Consider the following 20056-nt stretch of genomic DNA (forward strand, 5'->3'; position numbering starts at 1 on the left):
AGAGCGGGGAGGACTCAACGATTGCCCGCGCCCTGCGCGGCCTGACCATCGGAGATCCTCGTGACCCCATCCCGTTTCCGCTCCCTCTTCGCATCGAACAGCTCATGGCTGTAGGAGTCTTCGACCTCTTCTCCGTCGGCATCGGGCCCTCGAGTTCGCACACCGTTGGGCCGATGCGGGCAGCCGCCGTGTTCGCCAGCGAGTTGGCCGAGCGCGGTCTCGCCGAGAGCGCAGTAGGACTTCGCGTCGACCTGTACGGGTCCCTCGCCGCCACCGGCCGTGGGCACGGCACCATGACGGCCGTGATGCTCGGCCTCGAAGGTCGCCATCCAGAGCTGATCCTGCCGGAAGAGGTCGAAGCCAGCCTGGTCAGGATCGCGGCCGACGGCGCGCTCGTGCTCGCCGGCATCCGCTCACTGCCGTATGCCGAAAGCGATATGGTGCTGCACCCGCTCACCGTGCTGGCACGCCATACGAACGGCATGAAATTCGAGGTGACGGATGCCGCTGGCGCTGTTGTGCACGCGGCCACCTTCTTCTCTGTTGGCGGCGGGTTCATCGTGCGCGAGGGGGAGGAGCAGACCAAGGCCGAGCAACTGGCTGCGTCGAAGCAGGACCTCCCGCTGCCCTTCCGGACCGCGGCCGAGCTGCTCGCGCACTGCCGGGAGCAGGAGCTGAACTTCAGCGGTGTCATGCTGCAGAACGAACTCGCCAGCCGCACTGAGCCCGAGGTGACGGCCGGGCTGCTGCACATCCGCGACGTGATGGAGGAGTGTAAGAACTCCAGCATCGCGCGCACCGGAACGCTGCCAGGCGGGCTGAATGTGCGCCGCCGCGCGCCGGCCTGGTACCAGCGTCTGCTCGTCGAAGACCCGAACCGCGACCCGAAGTTCTGGCAGGAATGGGTGAACCTCGTGGCGCTCGCCGTGAATGAGGAGAACGCAACGGGCGGCAGGGTGGTCACCGCGCCCACCAACGGAGCAGCCGGCATCATTCCCGCGGTCATGTTCTATGCCACGCACTATGCGCCCGGCATGGATACCGCCAGCCAGGAGGTGAAGGACGCCGCCGTCGTGCGCTTCCTGCTCGCCGCCGGTGCCGTCGGCGTCCTCTATAAGGAGCAGGCGTCGATCTCAGGCGCGGAAGTCGGCTGCCAGGGCGAGGTGGGGTCTGCGTCGTCGATGGCCGCCGCCGGCCTGGCCGAGGTGCTCGGCGGCACGCCAGAGCAGGTGGAGAACGCGGCCGAGATTGCGATGGAGCACAACTTGGGCCTCACCTGCGATCCCATCGGAGGCCTCGTGCAGATCCCGTGCATCGAGCGCAACGCGATCGCGGCCGGGAAGGCCATCAACGCCGCGAAGATGGCGCTCTGGGGAGACGGAACGCACCGGGTGTCACTCGACGAGGTGATCGTGACCATGCGGGAGACCGGCAAGGACATGAGCTCGAAGTACAAGGAGACCGCGCTCGGCGGCCTCGCCGTCAACGTGGTGGAGTGCTAGCTAGCTGGCGTAGGACTCGCGGTTGGAAAGCACCTCATCCATGTGCGTCTCCGCCCACGATTTGAGTCCGCGGATCATCTGGTGCAACGACAGTCCAAGATCTGTCAGTTCGTAGGTGACCGTGACGGGAACCGTCGGTGTCGCGGTGCGGCTGACTAATCCGTCGCGCTCCAGCGACCGGAGCGTCTGGGTGAGCATCTTCGGGCTGACTCCGGCCAGCGTGCGGGACAACTCCGAATAGCGCATCGGCCCGGCCTCGCCGATGCAGTCGGGGCCGCTTCCGAGCGCGGTGAGTATCAGCGTGACCCATTTGTCGGAGATCCGGTCCAGCAGCTTCTGGCTCGGGCAGACGGCCAGGAAGGCGTCGTAGTTCGTCTTGTTCTGCGCCTTTTGTGCGGCGGCGGTCATGGTTGCCATCGATGGTTCCTTCCACCCGCGGGTAACTAACGCACCTGAAAGTGCCTACTTCCCGACGGGAAGTTACTTCCTCATACTGGGGCAAGGAGCCATTCGGCACCAGCCCCATTCCACGGAAAGGCAAAAACTTGACCACGCTTTCAACCACACTTCCCGGCGGCACCTGGTCTCTCGGCGACCTGACGGTCTCGCGTTTCGGATACGGCGCTATGCAGCTCGCCGGCCCCTGGGTCATGGGCCCGCCCGCTGACATCGATGGAGCACTCGCCGTGCTCCGTGAGGCCGTAGAACTCGGAATCACACACATCGACACGAGCGACGCCTACGGGCCGCGCATTACCAACCAGCTCATCCGCGAAGCGCTGCACCCGTACCCCGAATCCCTTCACATTGTGACCAAGGTCGGTGCGAACCGCGACGAGCAGGGCGGCTGGCCTGCGGCCCGTCGACCCGAAGACCTGCGCCGTGCTGTGCATGAGAACCTCGAAGCACTCGGCCTCGAAACGCTCGACCTCGTCAACCTCCGGCTCGGCAACGCTGAGGGGCCAGAGGCTGGTTCGATCGCCGAGTCGTTCGAAGCGCTCGTCGAGCTGCAGGAGGAGGGCCTGATCCGGCATCTCGGCGTGAGCAACGCGACGGCTGAGCAGGTGGCAGAGGCCATGGCGATCGGGCCGATCGTGTGCGTGCAGAACATGTACAACCTCGCCCACCGCCATGATGACGAGCTGATCGACATGCTCGCGGGCGAGGGCGTTGCCTACGTGCCCTTCTTCCCGCTCGGTGGCTTCAGCCCACTGCAGTCCGAAGCGCTCTCAGCCGTGGCGTCGCGATTGGGCACGACGCCGATGTCGGTCGCCCTGGCGTGGCTGCTGCAGCGGTCACCAAACATCCTGCTGATTCCCGGAACATCGTCGGTCACGCACCTGCGCGAGAACATCGCTGGCGCAGGGATTACGCTCTCGGCAGACGACGTCGCCGAGTTGGACACGATCGGCCGCTAGCCGATCGGACGGACGTCCGGGGCCTCGCCTTCGTGTGATGACGAGGCCCAAATGTGGCGCTTAGACCGCGCTGGCGCGGCGCCGGCGCACGAGGACTCCGGCGAGCCCTGCGATGAGGAGAATGAGCGCTCCGAGCCCTGCCGCACCGCCGTCGAAACCGGTGGATGCCAGTTTCGGGTCGACTGACGCCGGCGTGACCCTGGGTGTGACGGTCGGCGTTGGGGTGCTCGTGGGCGGCGTGACTACTGCGACGGCGGTCCACTGGGCGTAGAGGACAACGTCGCCGGTCACGGTGCCCGCGAAGTTCCACTTCGTGCCGCCGGTCGCGGCCGTGTACCAACCGTTGAGGGTGAACCCTGTGCGAGTCGGCGCGCCAGGCGCGGCGATCGTCGTGCCGTAGTCGGTGGTGACGGATGCGACGGCGCTGCCGCCCTGCGCGTCGAAGCTGATCACATGGCGGTCGAGGGTCCACGTGGCATACAGGGTGAGGTCGCGGGTCAGGACCGTCGTCGGCGTCATGGCGGTGGTGCGCGCAGCATCCGTTGACCAGCTGAACCCGTAGTGCAGGGGCGCGGCCAGCGTCGGAAGGGTGAGCTGGGCCGCGGCAAGCGTGCTGGCATATACGCGCAGCGGAGGGACGGCCGCTGGCGTAGCGCCGGAGCCGCCCGTGGTGTCGAAGGTGAGCTCAAAGCTGTTGGAGCCGATGTTGCCCGTCAAGCCGATGGAGCCGGTGTTGACGATCGCACCGGTATTGGTGATCGTCCCTGCCCCGCCGATCGCGCCATTGTTCACGATGGTGCCGGAGTTCTGCACGGTGGTGCCCGCCGGAATGGTCAGGGTGCTGCCGGGCGTGATTGTCAGGGTTCCGTTGTTCGAGAGCGAACCGAATGCAGCTGTGCTGTCGCCGCCGCCGATCAGGAACGAGCCGGGAGCGGATGACGCGGAGACCGTGACCTGCGCGCCGCTTCCGATGGTCAATGCGCCGCCGTCACCAGTGAAGGCACCGCCGCCGATTGCCGTACCCTGCAACCCGCCGTTGGCCGTAACCACGCCTCCGGTGATGGTGACGGTGCCGCCGTTGCCGACGCCGACGCTGCCCTGTCCTCCGCCAATTCCGGAGGCGTAGATTCCTGCCTGCGCGGTGACGGTGCCGCCGGAGATGGTTGTGATCCCGCCGTTCTTTCCACCGTTGCCACCGCCAATTCCGGCACCTTGGTCTCCGCCCGTCGCGGTTATGGTGCCTCCGCTGATCGTGGTCGTCCCGCCGCTGCCGCTGTAGCCGCCGCCGATTCCGGCCGATGAAGCGCCACCCTGTGCGGTAACAGTTCCCGCGGTGATCGTGGTGGTTCCGCCCTCGCCCAGGAAGCCGCCGCCGATTCCGGCGCCGCCGGAGAGGAGGCCGATGGTGTCGGTTCCTCCTCGTGCGGTGACGGTTCCGCCGTTGATCGTGACAGTGCCACCATCTTCAAACGGCCCGCCGCCGATTCCTGCGGCGTCGTCCCCGCCGGTGGCGGTGAGCGATCCATTGGCTCCGCTGTCGACAATGACCAACTCCGTACCAGCAGGCACTCCGACCCCGGCCAGGTTAAACCCGCCGACGGCCGTCAAATCCTGACCGTTCAAATCGAGCGTCACCGGCAACCCGGCGGAGACCTTGAGAGCGGGACCCGAGAGAACGTCAATGTCGTCGCCGAGGGTCACCGTTCCGCCCGCGGCGAATGCCGCAATCAGGCCAGCGGCATCGGTGACCGTCGTGGCGGCCGACGCGGCCTGCACAGGGGCAGCGGTGAAGCCGAACGCGAGCAGAGCTGCGGTGACGGTAAGGGTTGCCGCTGTCCGTCCGACTGGTGTGTGCTGGAAACGGGCAGGCGTGGCGCGTGCTGCGGCAAACATCGTTGAAGTCCCCTTATTTAGATATGTAGGCACAGGCTAGCGGCGCGGCGCAGCGCGGCGCAGGCTAGAACTGGCCCCAATTATGGGGAGAACGGGGCGCAGAAACGAGGCGAAGGAACGCGCCGCGGAAACCCGCCGAAGCAGGGTCAGGACGGGAGTCCGGGCACCCACTCGAGCATGTCGGGGAAGCTGGCGTAGTACAGCTGGCCATCGTGATGCACGAAGCCACCGTCAACGTAGTTCGGATCGGTGTCCGGCTCATTGAAGTAGCCAGGGAATGACGCGTCGTCGCTGACATATCCGGTGTCGAGGAGCGAGGCCCTGAAGGTGTCCCACTCGGCGTCAGACATGGCGAGCTGCCCGAAGACGACCATCACGTCGCCCATGTTGCCCCAGAGGCAGACCATGCCGCCGTCGTCGAGGATGAACTGCAGGTCGGTGCTCCACCACTGCGTGAACTCCTTCGACGTCAGGCCGGATGCCGCGAAATCGTCGTACGCAGCCGGCTCGAGCGCGGTGTCGCAGGTGGGCGCGGCAGCCGAGTTGGGCGCCGCAGCCGCGGTGGGCACGGGTGTGCCAGGGCCCAAGAACACAGGGGTATTGGCAGGGGCTGGCGACGGAGCCGTGGCACTCGACGTTGGAGGGACGTCGGGCGTCGCACCGCACGCGCTGAGCGTGAGCGCGGTGGCGGTAACGAGAAGGAGCGTGGTCAGAATGCCTCGAGATCGCTGCATGTGCACAGCATAGGGACGATCGCTGGCCCCCGTACCAGGAACCGGCAGAAAACACCTCTGACCGGCATTCGCTCAAAGTTGAGCCATTCACACTCAACTTTCAGTTGGCCGTCTTGACAACAAAATCTCCGCGATGGAATACTTGAGCCAGCAGCGCTCAAGTCTTGAAGCGCCGCACAAGTTTGAAATACAGCACCACAACCGAAAGCAATGAAGGAGACGCACATATGTCACGTGCAGTAGGTATCGACCTCGGAACCACCAACTCGGTGGTTGCCGTTCTTGAGGGTGGAGAACCCACCGTCATCGCGAACGCCGAAGGCCTTCGCACCACCCCGTCTGTCGTCGCATTCACCAAGGACGGCGAGGTGCTCGTTGGCGAGACCGCCAAGCGTCAGAACGTCACCAACGTCGACCGCACCATCTCCTCCGTGAAGCGCCACATGGGCACCGACTGGACCGTCGCCATCGACGACAAGAAGTACACCCCGCAGGAGATCTCGGCACGTATCCTCGCCAAGCTGAAGCGCGACGCTGAGCAGTACCTCGGCGACAAGGTGACGGATGCCGTCATCACCGTTCCCGCTTACTTCAACGACGCTGAGCGCCAGGCCACCAAGGAAGCCGGTGAGATCGCGGGCCTCAACGTTCTGCGCATCATCAACGAGCCGACCGCTGCAGCCCTCGCATACGGCCTCGACAAGGGCAAGGAAGACGAGCTCATCCTGGTCTTCGACCTCGGTGGTGGAACGTTCGACGTCTCCCTCCTCGAAGTGGGCAAGGACGACGACTTCTCGACCATCCAGGTTCGCGCCACCTCCGGTGACAACCGCCTCGGTGGAGACGACTGGGACCAGCGCATCGTTGACTACCTGATCAAGAAGTTCAAGGAAACCACCGGCGTTGACGTCTCGAACGACAAGATCGCCAAGCAGCGTTTGAAGGAAGCCGCGGAGCAGGCCAAGAAGGAACTCTCCAGCAGCATGTCGACCAGCATCCAGCTGCCGTACCTGTCGCTCACCGAGAACGGCCCCGCCAACCTCGACGAGACGCTCACGCGCGCACAGTTCGAGCAGATGACCCAGGACCTGCTCGACCGCACCAAGAAGCCGTTCCAGGACGTCATCCGTGAAGCCGGCATCAAGGTCGGCGACATCTCACACGTCGTTCTCGTTGGTGGATCGACCCGTATGCCCGCCGTCTCAGAGCTCGTGAAGCAGGAGACCGGTGGACAGGACCCCAACAAGGGCGTCAACCCTGACGAGGTCGTCGCCGTCGGCGCCGCACTCCAGGCCGGCGTGCTGAAGGGCGAGCGCAAGGACGTTCTGCTCATCGACGTCACCCCGCTGTCTCTCGGTATCGAGACCAAGGGCGGCATCATGACCAAGCTCATCGAGCGCAACACGGCCATCCCGACCAAGCGCAGCGAGACGTTCACCACAGCGGATGACAACCAGCCGTCCGTGGCGATCCAGGTGTTCCAGGGTGAGCGCGAATTCACGCGTGACAACAAGAACCTCGGCACCTTCGAGCTGACCGGTATCGCACCGGCTCCGCGCGGCATCCCGCAGATCGAGGTCACCTTCGACCTCGACGCCAACGGCATCGTGCACGTGTCCGCCAAGGACAAGGGCACCGGCAAGGAGCAGTCGATGACCATCACCGGCGGCACCGCGCTGGCGAAGGAAGACATCGAGCGCATGGTTCGCGAGGGTGAAGAGAACGCTGCAGAAGACAAGCGTCGCCGTGAGGCCGCTGAAGTTCGGAACGGCGCCGAGCAGCTCGCGTACTCGATCGACAAGCTCATCAAGGACAACGACGACAAGCTGCCCGCAGACGTCAAGTCTGAGGTCCAGGCTGATGTCGACTCGCTCAAGTCGGCGCTCGCCGGTGACGACGATGACGCAGTCAAGACCGCGTTCGACAAGCTGAACGAGAGCCAGGGCAAGCTCGGCGAAGCGATCTACGCTGCCAGCCAGGCTGAGGGCGCTTCGGCTCCCGCCGGCGATGCAGGCGAGCAGCCGACATCCGCTTCCTCCGACGAGGACGTGGTTGACGCCGAAGTTGTTGAAGACGAAGACGAAGCGAAGAAGTAATGACTGACAACAGCCATGAGCACGAGCACGAGCCCGTGAACGAGCCCGTGGATGAGTCGTTGGCCGAAGGGGCGCCAGAGTCTGGCGCCCCCGAGGCGACGGCCGACGGGATCGAAGAAGACGAGTTGACGGTTCAGGACATCCTGGACGCGGCGAACATCGAGGCTGCAGATCCCTCGAACGAGCACCTTGCCGACCTCAAGCGCATCACGGCTGAGTACGCCAACTACCGCAAGCGCACCGAAGCTAACCGTGAGGTTGAGCGGGAGCGCATTGTAGGCGACGTCGTGAAGGTACTGCTGCCGGTACTCGATGACCTGCACCGCGCTGAGAAGCACGGTGACCTCGAGGGCGATTCGGCATTCGCCACCATCGCCGCGAAGTTGCGCAGCAGCGTCGAGAAGCTCGGACTCACCTCGTTCGGTGAAGTGGGGGAGCCATTCGACCCCACCATCCACGAGGCGATCTTCCAGCTGCCAGGCGCTGACGTAAGCACTGAGACCGTAGCGGATGTCGCTGAGACGGGTTACCGCCTCGGTTCCACTCTGCTTCGCGCGGCCAAGGTCGTGGTCCAGGTGCCGAGCGATGGCTAGCCAGGACTGGTTCGACAAAGACTTCTACAAGGTTCTCGGGGTCTCGAAAGACGTCACCCCGGCCGAGTTGAAGAAGGTCTACCGCAAGCTCGCGCGTAAGTATCACCCGGACTCCAATTCGGGAGATGCGACAGCCGAAGCGAAGTTCAAAGAGATCAGCGAGGCGCACTCCGTGCTCTCCGATCCAGAACAGCGCAAGGAATACGACGCGGTTCGCGCCATGGGCAGTGGAGCACGCTTCACTGCCCCTGGTGGCGGTGGCGGCCAGCAGGGCGGTTTCGACGATGTCTTCGGCGGAATGTTCGGCGGCGGCACCGGCGGGCGGCAGAGCTATTCGTTCCAGCAGGGTGGTTTTGACGACATCCTCGGTGGCATGTTCGGCGGCGGCAACCCCGGCTACGGAAACGCCAGCGGCGGATTCCGTGGCTATGGCGGGCCGAGTCGCGGACGCGATGTTGTGGCATCCGCAACGGTTGATTTCATTACGGCGACCAAGGGTGACACCATCACCCTGCAGACGCAGGATGGTCACCCGCTCAAGGTGAAGATTCCGGCTGGCGTTGCCGACGGTCAGAAGATCAAGCTGCGTGGCAAGGGCCAGCCGAGTCCGGATGGCGGCGAGAACGGAGACCTCATCTTGACCGTCAATGTGCGCAAGCATCCCGTGTTCGAACGTGACGGGCTGAACCTTCGGGTGGCCGTTCCCGTGACGTTCGCTGAGGCTGCACTCGGCGCGACCATCGAAGTGCCTACCCTCGGCGGGGACCCCGTGAAGTTGCGGGTTGCTCCCGGCACGCCGAGCGGTCGGGTGCTTCGGGTCAAGGGCCGCGGTGTCAGTTCTGCAAAGGGCACCGGGGACCTCCTCGCGGTGGTTCAGGTTGCCGTGCCATCACACCTGTCGAAGGAGGCAGAGGAGAAACTCGCTGCCTTCGTCGAGGCTCTGCCGAAGGAGAATCCGCGAGAGGATCTCCTGGCGAGGGCCAGAGGCTGACGTGGACGAGAATTCGCCGGTATTCGTGATTTCAACGGCGGCCGAACTGGCCGGGATGCATCCGCAGACCCTGCGCCAGTACGACCGGATCGGGCTGGTGAGCCCAGGCCGCACGCTCGGTAAGTCGCGCCGATACTCCATGCGCGATGTCGCGAAACTGCGCGAGATCGCCCAGTTGAGTGGCGAGGGCGTGAGCCTGGAAGGCATCCGGCGAATTCTCAACCTGGAAGACGAAGTGAACGGCCTGCGGGCCAGGGTGGGCGAGCTCGAATCGGCATTGGCCGACGAACTGCTCAACCGCCCTGGTCGGCGCGTGTTCGCGGCGGGCTCAGCAGGCGACGTCATCTCAATGCGGGCCGGCACGCGCACGCGGCGGTCGAACGCCGTGGCGATCTGGCGCCCGCTCGACCACAGGTAGCATCTGCGAACTCGCTCCTCTTTCGTTGATTGAGGAGCGCCCGAGGAACGAGGCCGCGTCTCGAAATCGAGCCACGCGGGTCGAACGCAGCCGCGCTGTAGTTACAACACCCGCAAAGCTGCGTTGGACCCGCGCAGCGGGTGCTGCGGGTGTCGAGGCACGCTCGCAGCATCCGCGGCGGTGCCCGGCTCGGGTACCGTTGCGTAAGTGACAGAATTCTCGTTCGAGCAGCTCCGCCGATGGCCAGACGTCGAAGCCGACAACCTCTTTGCGTTCGACGCCAGCGACCGACTGATCCTCGATGAGGCCGCCGCCGCACTGGAGGCGGTCGCCCCTGACGAGGTCGTGGTGCTCGAAGACCACTACGGCGCGCTCACGCTTGGTGCCGCAGCGCTGCATGGCGCAACCGGAATCCGGGTGCACCAGGACGGCATGTCGGGCGAACGCGCCCTCGCCGCCAACGCCGCTGCTGCAGGGCTGACGGATGCCTACCGCTCGCTCCCACTGGACGCCGCCCTGCTCGCAGGCGCCCGCGTCGTGCTGCTCCAGCTGCCGCGCAGCCTGGGGGCGCTCGACGAGATCGCCGAATCGATCGCCAGGTTCGCCGCTCCAGACGTGCGTGTCTTCGCCGGCGGACGCCTCAAGCACATGACCCCCGCCATGAACACCGTGCTTGCCCGGCATTTCGGCAGCGTCACGGCGTCGCTGGCCAGGCAGAAGTCCCGCGTGCTCATCGCGAGTGACCCGCTGAGCCCCGCCGCCAACACCTCTGATGCCACCGCCGCCCCCTCCGCGTGGCCGCACCGCGAGTACCACGCCGACCTCGACCTCACGGTCTGCGCGCACGGCGCCGCCTTCGCCGGCACGTCTATCGACATTGGAACCCGCTACCTGCTCGAGTTCATCGACCGGATGACGTCCGATGCGGCATCCGTCATCGATCTCGGCTGCGGAACCGGCGTCTTGGCCGTGTCCATTGCGCGGGCACGTCCTGACGTTCACGTGATCGCCAGCGACCAGTCGGCAGCCGCCGTGCTGTCGGCACAGGCGACCGCTGCGGCGAACGGTGTGTCTGAGCGCGTGGAGGTCGTGCAGGATGACGCGCTGAGTAGCCAGCCTGACGCATCCGCTGACTTGATCGTGCTGAATCCGCCGTTTCACATTGGCTCGTCGGTGCACGCCGGCATTGCGCTCAAGCTGTTTGAGGACGCGGCCAGGGTGCTGCGGCCAGGGGGCGAACTGTGGACCGTGTGGAACAGCCATCTCGGCTATCGGTCACCGCTCACGCGCATCGTTGGGCCGACGCAGCAGGTGGGCCGCAACACGAAGTTCACCGTCACGGTGTCGAAGCGCGCCTAGTCATCTGCGGTGATTGCTGCGCCATCACCGGTGCGGATGTGGGTGTGGAAGCCGTGATCAGCTGCCAGATCTTGCCGACCGACCAGGCGAAGACGGCGACCAGAAGTGCGTTCCGCACCGTGAGCAGCACCACCGCGAAGGGGTCGCCGTCGACCAACGGCAGGTAGAAGACGGGGAAGATGAGCGTGGTCAGCACGCCAATCGCCAACATGAGGTAGGCGGGGGTGCGCCAGCGGCGCCAGTTCTGGGTGATGCCGACGGCGACGATCGGCGCAATCCAGAGCATGTACTGCGGCGACCCGACCTTGTTGAACACGACGAAGGCCCCCGAGAGCGCGAGGGCACCGAGCAGCAGCAGCTCAGACCGCGCGGCCGTGCGCCTGGCGGCCAGCACCATGAGCACGAAGATCCCGGCGATCGCAACGAACATGAGTGGCGTCATGGCGGCCGCGACGGCATTCGCTCCTGGCCCCGCGATCTCCCGCGTCGCCATGGCGTAGTTCTGATAGATATACGTGTCCCGCTGCCCGAAGGCGGCCAGCCACACCCACGGCGTGGCGATGGGCGCTTCCAGCTGCAGCGAACGGCCGGACTGCATCGTGACGAAGCCGGCAATGAAACGGATGCCGCCTGCCGCCCACACAAACCCGACAATCGGGATGGTGACGGCGATCGCGGTCGCAATGACCGTGAGGCGGTGCTTCGACGCGACGACGACGGCGAGGATGACGGCCGCCGGCCATACCTTGATCCAGGTGGCGATGGTGAGAATCACGCTGGCCACGACAGGGCGCCTGGCCACGAGGACCAGGGCCAGGATGACGAGCGGGGCGGTGAGGCCTTCCAGTCGAAGCAGGCCGACCGGGCTGAGCACGAAGGTGAAGCCCAGCCACCACCAGGCCGCCGTGTAGCCGCGGACGCTGCGCCCCCAATTCGTGAGCGCGGCGACGGCGACGGCATTCAGCGCCGTCGTGAGCAGAAACCAGAGCAGTTGGTACAGGTACGGCCCGCCGAGTGCCGCAAAGACGATGGGAACCAGCGCCCCGATGGGATACACCCACTCCGTGTTGATGCCTTGCCAGACGCCAAGGTTCAGGCCCTGTTCGGCCCAGGTTCGGTAGAGCACCAGGTCGCCGAGTTCGTGCCCGGTGAGGATGACCGGCAGCAGGGCAACCAGGAAGACAACATGAACGGCGGTGAATCCGAAGACAAGACCGCGCGGCGTGTGCAGCCAGGTGCGCTGCTCCGTGGAGAGGGAACCATTGATCCTTCGGTCGACACGATCGAAGAAAGCGGACATAGCGTGCCTTTCAGCCGACGACTGTGGCAACCAGCGGCCACACCGTGGAGTTTAAGAGCCAGAGGTGAAAAGCACATGGCCGGTATCCGACGATGTGGGGTTTGCCCTGAGAGTGCTCTCAGCCGTTCCTTACAGGTTTCGCGGCTCCTGAAGGGGCTCTTGAAGGGTGGCGCGCGGCGCCGCTGCTGGTGCCTGGCCCACTGCCGTCGCACCCGCCACGCGTGCGGTGTCGAGCGCCAGGCGAGCGAGGAACGTCGATCCGGCAACGGCGGCCGGCATGCTGAAAACGGCGCCGAACGGAATCATGAACAGCAACTGGGTTCCAACGCCGAAGCCGAGCAACTGCCAGCGGATGCCGCGGCGCAGCATCCGCTGAGTCGCGCTCGGTATTCCGCGCGCCTCAAAAGCCCGCGAGCTCAGCTCAACGGCGAGCAATCGCCCGGAGAGAGTGACGCCAAGGACGGGCCCGAGCACTCCGCCGACGAGCGGCACGAACCCGACGAGCCCGACCCCGAGCGCGGTGACCACGCCAAGGCAGAGCAGCCAGAGCGAACTGCGCACCGCCCGCCAAAAGCCGGCTCCCTCCTCGGGAATGGGGCCGCCGGCCGCGTCTTCGGCCGCGCGCCAGATCCGCTCATAGAAGGGGTCGCCGATCGCGAGCGTGAGGGCGGTGAATGTGACGGCCGACAGCACTATGGCCGCACCGAAAAGCACGGCCGAGGTTGCCGTGGTGACAATGTTCTGCCACGGGCGCGGCCAGCTCTCGTCGAAGGGAGTGAGCCAGTCCACGATCGCCTGCAGGTTGAATCCGAGGGCGATCAGCGCGGCCAGCACCAGTGCGAACACGATGGCCGCTGGGATGAGGCCGAGCATCATGGCGCGTGGTCGGCGGCCCCAGAAGCCGAAGCCGCGCAGCAGCAGGCCAATACCGTTGAAGAATGCGCTCAGCATGGGCAGGGCCCCAGGGCTGTGCGGTCGTTTGGCGTCGAGTGGTCCACGCTGCAAGCCTAAGGGGATTGCGTGCTCCATCCACTAGTTGCGCGCAGGCGATGGCTTGCCCGATGTGGGTCGGCCCATTCCGCAGATAAACACGAAGTGACGCCTGCGTTCAGGAGCAGTAACGGCGATCTGAATCCTGTTGGGCTTCTATGAACTTCTGTTGAAGTTCCTGCCAACCAACCCGGATGCGATGAAGCGTCGCGATAGCTTGACCTTGTCGGCCGCCGAACTGTCGCGTCTGACTGCGCGCTCGCGTCGCGTTTCGCAGCACACTCATTCCTCCCGTCTCAGTCGGCCGATCTGTCGCGCCTGAAATCGGGTTCCGGAATGTGTACGGCAGGACAAGCGCACTCATGAACCACACCACTCAAAAGGGGCTTTCAGAGGCATGATCGGCGATCGATTGATAAACATGGTGAAATCACCACAGAAGCGCACTGCCGTACTGGCCTGCGGGATTGTGGCGGCGCTCGCCCTCACCTCCGTCGGCGGTGGCATTGCATACGCGGCGGGCGGCCTGGCTCCGCCCCCGGTCAATCCGGCGACGATTCACCTCGCCTCTGCCATCCCAGACCGGGTGATCCTGACCCCGACGACGACTCCCGCGACGAGCCAGAACGTGTCGTGGCGCACCTCGACCGACGTAACGGCTCCGCAGGCACAGCTCGCCGCGATGACCGACGGACCGATCACCCCGGCGTCAACGTTCACCGCAACGTCGACCACGGAATTCGCCACCGACCTGGGCTACACGATCAAGTACCACACCGCTGTACTCACCGGCTTGAGTGAATCGACCAGCTACGTCTACCGAGTCGGTGACGGCGAGACATGGAGCGAGTGGTTCGAGTTCGAGTCAGCGGCGGCCGGCATCGCGCCGTTCTCCTTCCTGGTGCAGGGCGATGCGCAGAACGACGTGAAGTCATACGCCTCTCGCGCGTTCAGGGCGGCGTACGAGGCGCGTCCATACGCGAAGGCAGTCGTGCACCTCGGCGACCTCATCGACACCGATGTCGCAGATGCCGAGTGGGGAGAGTGGTTCTCCGCAGCCGGTTACGAAAACGCCTACCTCAACGTGATGGCAACGCCGGGCAACCACGAGTACTACCCGGGGCCGCAGCTGACCAGATACTGGAAGGCCCAGTTCGAGTTCCCCGAGAACGGCCCGGCAGACACCCCGCAGATCAAAGCGCAGTTCAGCGAAAACACCTACTTCACCGACTACCAGGGCGTGCGCTTCATCTCGCTGAACGCCTCGCAGATCAACCCGGCCGACCTGAAGGCACAGACAGACTGGCTCGACCGAGTGCTGGCCGAGAATCCCAATAAGTGGTCGGTCGTCTCCTTTCACCAGCCCGTCTTCTCTGTGACCTCTGGCCGCGACAACAAGACCATCAGGGAGGCGTGGCTGCCCATTTTTGAGGCACACAACGTCGACCTCGTGCTGCAGGGCCACGACCATGCATACGGCCGCGGAAACCTGTTTGCCAACGAGCAGAACCTGCCGGCGGGTGCTGATCCGGCAACCAGCCAGACCGGTCCGGTGTACATGGTCACCGTTGCCGGCCCGAAGATGTACATCCCGGACGACCCTGCCACCAACAACTGGATCACCAACGGCGCGAACCTGCGCAGCATGAACCGCGGTACCCAGATGTACCAGACGGTCGATGTGACGGCGAACGAGATCCACGTCGAGAGCCACAAAGTGACGGGCGAGCTGTTCGACGCGTTCACCATCACCAAGTCGGACGACGGCGCCAAGCTCGTGACCGATGAGACCGTCGCCCGGGCATCCGGGCCCGGATCGACGCGGGAAACGATCAATGCCCCTGCACGACCGGATGTCGTCGTGCCAGGAAGTACGCCGACCACGCCACCCACCACGCCTGAGCCGACGACGCCACCAACGACCACCCCACCCACGACGCCTGAGCCGACCACCCCACCCACGACGGTGCCGACGGCAACTCCCACGACGCAGCCGACGGCAACTCCCACCTCGTCTCCGACGGCAAACCCAACCACGAGCCCGACGGCAACCCCCACCTCGACCCCGACCGCTCCGGCAGCAGGTCCTCTCCAGCTCTCTGCAACGGGCATCGCGGCAGGCGGCACGCTTCAGATGAAGGGATCGGGCTTCGCAGCGAACGAAGACATCGAGGTCATCCTGCACTCGGATCCGGTGGTCCTCGGCTACCCGAGCGCGGATGACGCGGGCAACTTCAGTTTCACCGCCCACATCCCCGCAGGAATCACGCCCGGTGAGCACACGGTTATCGCGCGTGGACTCGAGTCAGGCGTGGTGGTGACGGCGTCGATCACCGTACTGCCCGTCGGTGCGGCAAGCATCGGGGTGCGGGACCTCGCCAGCACCGGGTTCGCCTGGTTCGGCGTCTCTCTCGCCATCGCCGGGCTCACCCTGCTCGCGGGAATGATGGCGCTCATCGTGTCACGTCGCATCCGTCGCCCCGCAGCCGGTGACCGCGCATGATCCGTCTGCCCGGCAACGCAGCGACCGTTTCCCTACCCGTAGCCACACCGTCCAGCTCCAGGAAAGGCCGTTTCACCATGACGCATCCGTCATCACGGCGCAGCCGACGACCCCGACTCATCGCCGTGCTCACGGCGATGGCGGTGGCCGGCGCGCTGGCCACACCCGTGCTGGGAGATGTCGCACCGGCTTCGGCCGCGACGGTTCCCGCTTCGGTCGCACACGCTCCATCCCGGATTCCGGACCGAATAGTCCTCACTCCGGCCGGCGACCTGTCCAACTCGCAGGCAGTGACCTGGCGCACCAGCATGGGGGTCACCACGGCCCAGGCGCAGATCCGGGTCGCGACCGCCGAGCCGTATCGCACCGACTATTCGACGGTGAATGCGTCGAAGAGTGAAACTGTCTCGACATCCCTCGGCTACTCAGAGCTGTTCCACAGCGTGAATTTCACTGGCCTGAAGGCGGCCACCCAGTACATGTACCGGGTGGGTGACGGCACCAACTTCAGCGAGTGGCAGCACTTCACCACTGCAGCAGCGACGGCGGAGGACTTTTCGTTCATCTACCTGGGCGATGTGCAGAACGGCATCAAGTCCGACGCCTCGCGCGTCATCCGCAATGCGTTCAGGGATCGCCCTGACGCGAGCATCGTGCTGCAGGCCGGCGACCTGATCGACGACGCCAACGATGACACCCAGTGGGGTGAAGTCTTCGACGCCGCCGGCTACAACTTCGGCACGCAGAACTTCCTGGCCGCAGCGGGAAACCACGAATACGAGGGTGAACAGCTCTCGAAGCAGTGGCAGGCCCAGTTCTCCTACCCCCAGAACGGACCGACGGGTTCTGCCGAGATCGAAGCGCTGCTCGACGGCACCGTCTATTACAACGACTACCAGGGTGTGCGGTTCATCTCGCTGAACAGCAACATCACGGATGCCCCCGCGCTCGCCGTGCAGACCGCCTGGCTTAAGTCGACCCTCGAGAACAACCCGAACAAGTGGACGGTGGTGTTCTTCCACCACCCCGTCTTCTCGCTGGACGAGGGGCGCAACAACCGGGCGATCCGCGAAGCGTGGCTGCCGCTGTTCGAATCGAACAACGTCGACCTCGTGCTGCAGGGCCACGACCACAACTACGGCAGAGGAAACACCAACGCCGCAGAACAGGGCAACCCGGCCGACTGGAACTCCGAGCTCAACTACAACGGGCCGGTCTACGCCGTCTCTGTCGTGGGCTCGAAGATGTACTCGGGCGCAGGTCCGCGCCTGTGGACCTCGAACGACGCACACCTCAAGAAGCTCGGTGGCGGCATCGAGCTCTACCAGCTGATCGATGTGTCGGGAGACGAGCTGCGCTACGAGTCGCGCACGGCCGACGGCGAATACTATGACGGGCTGACCATCGTCAAGAACGCCTCAGGCAAGGCAGTGACTGACGACACGGTGCCGCAGGTCATCAAGCCGGGCGATGCCGGTCCGTGCCTGGGCTGCAACCCGAACCCGGATCCCGGCACCACCGATCCTGAGACCCCGGCAAAGACCGTCGACTACACCGTCATCGGCGGTGTGGAGTCGGTCAACAAGACCAACGCCACGCTCCCGGCCGGTTCTGCATACTCCGAGAGTAAAGACCTGCTGTACCTGGGTGACCAGAACTCGCGAAAGATCTTCGAAGTCGATCCAGACTCCGACGCGGTGACGCGCGAGATCACCCTGCCGGAGAACATCCGTGACCTGGGCATCGATGACGCGAAGCAACTGCTCTACGTCGGCCAGCAGAATCGCAACTGGGTTGTCGTGTCGATTGCGGATGCCACCTTCGGCCAGATCGTGCGCGGCCCGTTCCCGTTCATCGAGTCCAACAGGTCGATCGACATCGACCCGGTGCGTGGTTATGTCTATGGGGCGGTTCCGTCGAGGGGCATCGAGGTGCTCAACGCTGAAACAGGCGAGTCGATCGGTGTCGTGAGCGGCACTGCCGACGCCTACTACGTCGCGGCAGACCCTGAAGGCGGCCGCGTCTCGACCGTGTACTTCAGCGATGCGGCAGACGCGACCAACATCGAGACCTTCGATGTCGACCACGACTTTGCCTCAGTCTGGTCAACCACCAGCAGGGCGAACCCGCGTCAGCTCGACTACGACTCGACGAACGGCCTGCTCTATGTCGGTTACACCGGCACCGCTGTCGGATCCGGCGGATTCTCGGTGCACGACCCGAAGACCGGGACAGTGCTCGGCGACTTCGCAGACCCGTCATATGGAAAGGACGGCTACGGGATCTCGGTCGACGAAGAGAGCCAGCGGGTCTTCGTGTCGAACCGCGACTTCCGGTTGAACCCGCCGGGATCAGAACTCACCCCGGTTGCCGTGACGATCAGCGAGCGTGTGCTCGATGACAGTTACGACTACGCGAAGGAGGCCAGCCTCACCTCGGTGGCGAAGGGAACCGCCCAACTCCCGGCCGGTTCCGCGTACTCGGAGAGCAAGGACCTGCTGTATCTGGGCGACCAGAACTCACGCAAGATCTTCGAGATGAACCCAGACACCGACACTGTGACGCGAGAGATCACCCTGCCGGAGAACATCCGTGACCTGGGTATCGATGACAAGAACCAGCTGCTCTACGTGGGGCAGCAGAACCGCAACTGGGTTGTCGTGTCGATTGCGGATGCCACCTTCGGCCAGATCGTGCGCGGCCCGTTCCCGTTCATCGAGTCCAACAGGTCGATCGATGTCGACCCGGTCAACGGCTATGTCTATGGCGCAGTGCCGTCCAGAGGCATCGAGGTGCTGAACGCGCTCACCGGTGAATCCATCGGTGTCATCAACGGCACAGTCGGTGCGTACTACGTGGCCGCTGACCCCGAGAACGACATCGTGACGGCCGCCTATTTCGAGGACGTCCCCGATGCCATCAACATCGCTGCGTTTGATCTGAAGAATAGCTTCACCACGCTGTGGGAGAAGACGACCAGGGCCAATCCGCGTCAGCTTGACGTTGACTCGACCCACGGCCTCGTATATGTCGGGTACACCGGCACCGCGGCGGGAACCGGTGGGTTCTCGGTGCATGATGTGCGCACCGGGGCGATGCTGGCCGATATGAACGATCCGGCCTACGGCAAGGACGGCTATGGGATCTCCGTCGACGAGGAGCACCAGCGCGTGTTCGTCTCCAACCGGGACTTCAGGCTCAATCCGCCCGGATCAGAGCTCACGGCTGCTGCGGTGACGGTGAGCAAGCGCGTCATGAAGGGTGGAAGCACGCCCACACCCACGCCGACGCCAACGCCAACGCCAACGCCGACCCCGACCCCGACAATTGAACCCACGCCGACGCCCGCACCGACCGACCCGGCGACAACCCCGCCGGTCGGCCTGACGTACACGGCATCGTCACTGAAGGTGATCCCGTCGATGGAGTCGAACGCGGACCTCGACGTGAAGCCTGTCGGCTCGGTCGTCGACTCGGTGACCGGTCACGTGTTCGTCGGAAACGAGCAGCGCCCGGCTCGGGTGCTCGAGATCGACCCGGTCACCGACACCCTCGTCGCCACCCACCTCATCCCGGGCGGAACGGCTGAAGGGGTGCGCGATGTCGCCCTTGACTCGGCGAAGGGTGAGCTCTACGTGGCTTATGGAGCGTCGTTTGTGGTGATCGATGTGAAGACCGACGCGGTGCTCCGCGGGCCGTTCGCCTTCAGCGGCAACGTGCGCGGCATGGATGTCGACCTGGCCGGCAATCGGGTCTTCGGCACAACCCGTGCCACCGGGTTCGACGTGCTCAACGCCACGACGGGCGCGCTCATCACCACGGTGACGACAACCGGTGCGAACTGGAAGTCACACGGTGTTGCGTACGACCAGCACGCCAAGCGGATCTTCGTCAGCAACTCGGACGTCACTGATGCCACCGCATCAGTCCGGGCATACGACGACGCGAGTTACGCGGTGGTCGCCGAGGTGGCGACATCCGCTGCCCCTGACCTGCGGTCGATCGCCGTCGATCCGGTGGCTCACCGTCTATACCTGGGCCACCAGAGCGACGCGTTCGAGGCGAGCGGCGTGCTGATCCTGTCGTCGACGGATCTCAGCACCATCCACGACTACACGGCGACCGCCTACGGCAACAAGGTCTACGGGGTGTCGGTGGATCCGAAGCTCGGCACGGTCTATGTCTCAGCGAGGGACAGGTTCCCCACCGGTCTGATCGTGTTGCAGCGGGCGGCCAAGTAGGGTTCGCAGTTCGTCCAG

General features: G+C 65.0%; 14 protein-coding genes. 9 read left to right on the forward strand and 5 right to left on the reverse strand.

Annotated features, from left to right (window positions below):
* Positions 1-104: 104 nt before the first annotated feature.
* Entirely contained in the window at positions 105-1502 is a 1398-nt protein-coding gene (locus tag AC25Y4_RS14625; protein ID WP_488121150.1) for an L-serine ammonia-lyase, read from the forward strand.
* Here AC25Y4_RS14625 and AC25Y4_RS14630 read toward each other — a convergent pair whose 3' ends face one another.
* Entirely contained in the window at positions 1503-1919 is a 417-nt protein-coding gene (locus AC25Y4_RS14630) for a winged helix-turn-helix transcriptional regulator (RefSeq protein ID WP_488121151.1), read from the reverse strand. It abuts the gene before it with no gap.
* Positions 1920-2047: 128 nt separating this feature from the next.
* Between AC25Y4_RS14630 and AC25Y4_RS14635 the strand changes: the two genes are divergently transcribed.
* Positions 2048-2920 (forward strand): aldo/keto reductase family oxidoreductase, encoded by an 873-nt coding sequence (locus tag AC25Y4_RS14635; RefSeq protein WP_488121152.1) that lies wholly within the window; start codon positions 2048-2050, stop codon positions 2918-2920.
* 60 nt (positions 2921-2980) lie between these two features.
* Here the strand turns inward: AC25Y4_RS14635 and AC25Y4_RS14640 are convergent, their stop codons facing one another.
* Together AC25Y4_RS14640 and AC25Y4_RS14645 are read right to left on the reverse strand one after the other, a co-directional pair.
* Entirely contained in the window at positions 2981-4813 is a 1833-nt protein-coding gene (locus tag AC25Y4_RS14640; RefSeq protein WP_488121153.1) for an InlB B-repeat-containing protein, read from the reverse strand.
* A 146-nt stretch (positions 4814-4959) separates the two neighbouring features.
* Complete coding sequence (locus tag AC25Y4_RS14645; protein ID WP_488121154.1) at positions 4960-5547, reverse strand: hypothetical protein; 588 nt, start codon at positions 5545-5547, stop codon at positions 4960-4962.
* Positions 5548-5774: 227 nt separating this feature from the next.
* Between AC25Y4_RS14645 and dnaK the strand changes: the two genes are divergently transcribed.
* From dnaK to AC25Y4_RS14670, 5 genes are all read left to right on the forward strand, one after another.
* A complete protein-coding gene (dnaK, locus tag AC25Y4_RS14650; RefSeq protein ID WP_488121155.1) occupies positions 5775-7643 on the forward strand; it encodes a molecular chaperone DnaK in 1869 nt (622 codons plus the stop codon).
* Complete coding sequence (locus AC25Y4_RS14655; protein ID WP_488121156.1) at positions 7643-8236, forward strand: nucleotide exchange factor GrpE; 594 nt, start codon at positions 7643-7645, stop codon at positions 8234-8236. Before dnaK ends, AC25Y4_RS14655 begins: the two co-directional genes overlap by 1 nt.
* Positions 8229-9227, forward strand: a complete 999-nt coding sequence (locus AC25Y4_RS14660) for a DnaJ C-terminal domain-containing protein (protein WP_488121157.1) — start codon at positions 8229-8231, stop codon at positions 9225-9227. Before AC25Y4_RS14655 ends, AC25Y4_RS14660 begins: the two co-directional genes overlap by 8 nt.
* Position 9228: 1 nt before the next feature.
* Positions 9229-9645, forward strand: a complete 417-nt coding sequence (locus tag AC25Y4_RS14665) for a heat shock protein transcriptional repressor HspR (RefSeq protein ID WP_488121158.1) — start codon at positions 9229-9231, stop codon at positions 9643-9645.
* 207 nt (positions 9646-9852) lie between these two features.
* Complete coding sequence (locus AC25Y4_RS14670; protein WP_488121159.1) at positions 9853-11004, forward strand: class I SAM-dependent methyltransferase; 1152 nt, start codon at positions 9853-9855, stop codon at positions 11002-11004.
* On the opposite strand, the gene AC25Y4_RS14675 is transcribed toward AC25Y4_RS14670, so the two are convergent.
* Together AC25Y4_RS14675 and AC25Y4_RS14680 are read right to left on the reverse strand one after the other, a co-directional pair.
* A complete protein-coding gene (locus AC25Y4_RS14675) occupies positions 10982-12304 on the reverse strand; it encodes a glycosyltransferase 87 family protein (protein WP_488121160.1) in 1323 nt (440 codons plus the stop codon). The two genes, AC25Y4_RS14670 and AC25Y4_RS14675, sit on opposite strands and share 23 nt — an antisense overlap.
* Positions 12305-12433: 129 nt before the next feature.
* Entirely contained in the window at positions 12434-13255 is an 822-nt protein-coding gene (locus AC25Y4_RS14680) for an EI24 domain-containing protein (protein WP_488121161.1), read from the reverse strand.
* A 460-nt stretch (positions 13256-13715) separates the two neighbouring features.
* On the opposite strand from AC25Y4_RS14680, the gene AC25Y4_RS14685 reads away from it, so the two are divergent.
* Positions 13716-15797: a purple acid phosphatase family protein gene (locus AC25Y4_RS14685; RefSeq protein ID WP_488121162.1), complete on the forward strand. Its 2082-nt coding sequence runs from the start codon at positions 13716-13718 to the stop codon at positions 15795-15797.
* 77 nt (positions 15798-15874) lie between these two features.
* A complete protein-coding gene (locus AC25Y4_RS14690) occupies positions 15875-20038 on the forward strand; it encodes a metallophosphoesterase (RefSeq protein WP_488121163.1) in 4164 nt (1387 codons plus the stop codon).
* Positions 20039-20056 lie beyond the last annotated feature (18 nt).

The organism is Leifsonia sp. Y878, from assembly GCF_057669685.1.